This window comes from Aquimarina megaterium XH134, assembly GCF_000520975.1.
Classification (GTDB): domain Bacteria; phylum Bacteroidota; class Bacteroidia; order Flavobacteriales; family Flavobacteriaceae; genus Aquimarina; species Aquimarina megaterium.
Genome location: NZ_JACB01000047.1, coordinates 1 through 3964 on the forward strand (window position 1 = coordinate 1; position 3964 = coordinate 3964).

Consider the following 3964-nt stretch of genomic DNA (forward strand, 5'->3'; position numbering starts at 1 on the left):
ATATCGATGGGAGACTGTGCGTTACCTGCGCAATCTTTCCAGTCTTCACCACAAAGATCGGCCCAGAAGACTGGTCCTTCTGGGCCTTCGTATTCAAAATGACAATCTGATGAACTTTTTCGCCCAAAAAAGAGGTTTCCTAAATTAGTTTCATCGTTTTTATGAATATCCTGATTAATATTTTGATCCAGAATATCTGCTTTTTCATTCTCACAAGAAACTAATCCATAGATTAAAGCCAAAGTAAATAAATACTTAAAAAAATTTGATTTCATAATAAGTTGAATTTATAATTTTATGTGTTCAAAAATATAAGCTTGTTAGTGTTTTTTGTGCTATATCCATCAATCAAGAATATGATATTTATCAATTAATTTATTGACTATTGAATGGTTTAAACCAGAATAAATCGATATTTTTAAAGTATTAACTATCACACAAAACTCATGACACAATCCTCTAATCCACGACATAAATTAATTACTATTTTAAAGCTCTCTACTTTTCTTATTTTTTTGGGCAGAGCCTATCAACACATGGTTTGGGATGCCCCTTACAGAACTTTTTTATGGGACGAAAGTATTCTAAAAAGTAGTATTGAAACCATTTTTGGTATCACATGGAATGATTATGTGACCAGCCTGTCTGCTGCTAATTCTATTTCTTTTTCTATAAAAGTAATAGGCATCTTTTATCTCACTTGTGCTATCATTACTTTAATGATAAAACCCAACATGAAAAAAACAGGTAAATTCTTTCTAATTGGCGGAAGTATTGGCCTTTTTATTTTAGCACTTTTGTATTGTAAAGAGAAGTTTTTGCATGTAGGGCAATTTTTTGAATATACAATTCAATTTATGACTCCAATACTTCTTTATATGGTAGTATTCACCTCTATAGAATTTAAAAAAATACGCTTAATTGCTCTTATTGCTATTGCGCTTACATTTAGTTGTCATGGTTTGTATGCTATCGGATATTATCCCAGACCAGGTAGTTTTATCGACATGACACTTAACACTTTACCTATTAGTGAGCCTAGTGCACATGCTATGCTAAAAATTGCAGGCATCCTCGATTTTGTAGTAGCCATTGCTATTTTTATTCCCAGAATATCGTATGCTGCCTTAGTCTATGCCTTTGTATGGGGAGGGTTGACTGCAATAGCCCGACTGGTAGGTCATTTTCACATTGCTTTTCTATGGAACTCATTTAGTCAATGGACCTGGGAAATGTTGATTAGACTGCCTCATGGTTTAATCCCCTTGTTTGTGATGATTGCAGATCGTCCTAATGTACGCTATCTAAAGAAATTTTCTTTTAGAAAAACCCCTCAGGCTGTATGACTCATTCGCCATTATATTTCATAAATAATCCTCGGGTAAACTCCGAGGATTATATTTAGAATAAGTTCAGTTAATCATCTTTATACAATACGCCATATTCTTTTTCTATACTTTAATTTTTAATGAGTTGAACTACAATTTTTGTTATGCTATAGAGCACTTTGAAATTGAAAATGAATTTCACACTAACCTTCTTTCTTCATAATCTGGTCAATCATCAAGCTTAAAAAAACGACGATATTCGTTGAACAAATCTTGGAGTATTAATCCTTCTTAGAATAAAAAAACTGCCTGAACATACGTTCAGGCAGCTTACTACTAGTAAGAAAGATAGTTTATCTTTTAATAAACTTCTTACTTTCCTCTCCTTTTCTTGTTTTGATAACAATGAAATATACCCCTGCATTTAATTTATCAATAGCATAGGTTGTTGTTTCTGATTTAAAGTACACTTTATCAACCACCCTTCCGAACATATCTCTGATAATAGCTTCAGACCTATTGGCCTTAGTATAATTAGGATATTTGATGTGTAATACACCAGATTCTATCGGATTTGGATGAATTTCCAGTTTTTTCTCTACAACACTGTTCTCGGCTACTAATGAAATATCATTTCTTTGAGCAACAGCTGCGATAGTATGTGGATTGTCAATAGTCACAAGACTACCTCCTGCAGGGTTCCAAACATCGATATTGGTAGGTAAAACAAACAAGTTGTTATCACTTAACTGCCCTACACTACTCGCATTATCTACTTTAATAGTTCTAAGTTCTATCTTGTTTTTATCGATCCATAACCACTTAAACTGGTTAAAGGATCCGGCTGCTCTTGTCCAGTTTTTGGTATCTGAAGCATTACGTAAAGGAGCTCCCCAACACCCTTCACCAACATAGATTGCTCTATTTGGATCACTATCTGCTCTTACAAATCCTTCATCACTTCCTGTACCTGTTGATGGGATAATAGGCCAGGTACGTTTCACGACATGAGAATCGCTCTCCATCACCAATTGCACGGCATGAGTATAAAAAGGTTTAGACCAAGCATCATACTGATCGTTTTGTTCTGATTTACCAGGTTCATGAGGTCTTGTCGATCTGTGATATTGAGCTACTGCCCAGGTGTGATTAGCAGAATTGGATGCTAAATCATTAGCTAACCAGGTTCCTTGTGTACCTGCTGGTGTTACTTCTGTATTTAAGGTATAGGTTCTCATCAGGTTACCTCCAAAACTCAACGCATAATATTCTCCTCCTGCAGCAGTAGGAATATCAAAAAGATCTCTAATATCATTAGAGCTTTCATGATTACCTCGTGCAGCTACAACCGGAATAATTCTTCCATCAGAACCTATGGTTAATTGCCAGTCATCAAACCAGTTTTGCCATTGAGAACTAGATGATGAACTTGTCATATCTCCTCCAAATAGCACAGCGTGTGGTCTGATCTTGGCAACAAGTCTATTCGCATTTTGTCGTGGAGTACGATTGTTTCGGGAATCTCCTCCTGCAATAATTGATAATCGAGTATTGGGATCACTAGGTGCTGTTTTAAACCAAAATCTTTTAGAAACTCCTTCACTATCTTTGATCACAAAATAATAAGCAGTATCTGCCTGAAGTCCTGTTAATCTAGCATAGTTATTATTCATCCCTTTACTAGAAACTGCTCTATCTACAGTTTTGCTAAACGGATATGACGCAGCATTACTTCCAAAATCTGTTGTACCATAATGCACAACTGGATTCGTTCCTCGTACCTGATTCCATCCTATAACCATAGTTGTGGAAGTATTATCTCTCCAGGTTAATCGATACTTTTCTGTTGATGTACTGATTACAGGAGATTCTGTAAAGGTTGCTGTTACTGTTTTATCAGAATTCATTGTAACCGATCCTGGGTTAGTATTGCCTGATAAAGCACCTGACCACCCACTAAAATCCCATCCTGATGCAGCAGTAGCTGTAACAGTAACCGAGGTTCCTGAGTTGTAGGTTCCACCACCACTTACGGTTCCTTGTCCTGTCGTACTTGTAGTTAAAGTATATTGAACAACATTTGTTGTCGTGGCATTTATAGCAGTACTATTTGCAGATACATTACCTGCTGCATCTTTGGCTCGTACCGTAAAACTATAAGTAGTATTCGCGGTAAGACCACTAACACTATACGTAGTACTGGTTGATGAACCAATACTTGCTCCATCCTGATATACATCATACCCTGTGACTCCTGTATTATCTGTCGAAGCATCCCAACTAAGATCTACCGATGTATTTGCAATATTAGAAGCTGTTAAATTTGTTGGCACCGTTGGGGCTTGTGTATCGGGAACAATAGATATGATCTTCACATTATCTATTGCTATATCACTACTCCATCCTGATCCTGTAGTTGCTTTAAATTGTAACTTGATTACAGATCCAGAATAGGAAGTAAGTGCAACAGTAGCTTGGTTCCAAACATCTCCTTGACTACCATTCTTTGACCATATAGAAGTATATGTAACTCCATCATCAGTACTTGCCAAAACTTCCATATTACCCATAGCAGTTCCCTGCATATGATATCCAAATTCTAATGATCCATTAGGAACTCCTGTTAAATCTATACA

3 protein-coding genes are annotated in these 3964 nt (G+C 36.0%); 1 reads left to right on the plus strand and 2 read right to left on the minus strand.

What is annotated here, in order from left to right; translation table 11 throughout:
• The coding region (locus Z053_RS29150) for a hypothetical protein (protein ID WP_035096579.1) at window positions 1-275 on the minus strand (275 nt) is incomplete at its 3' end.
• Between the two features lie 171 nt (window positions 276-446).
• Between Z053_RS29150 and Z053_RS0122240 the strand changes: the two genes are divergently transcribed.
• Window positions 447-1346, plus strand: coding sequence for a hypothetical protein (locus Z053_RS0122240; protein ID WP_025667170.1), 900 nt, complete (start codon window positions 447-449; stop codon window positions 1344-1346).
• A gap of 335 nt (window positions 1347-1681) precedes the next feature.
• Here the strand turns inward: Z053_RS0122240 and Z053_RS30465 are convergent.
• Window positions 1682-3964: InlB B-repeat-containing protein (locus Z053_RS30465; protein WP_152538375.1), on the minus strand; the 2283-nt coding region annotated here is incomplete at its 5' end.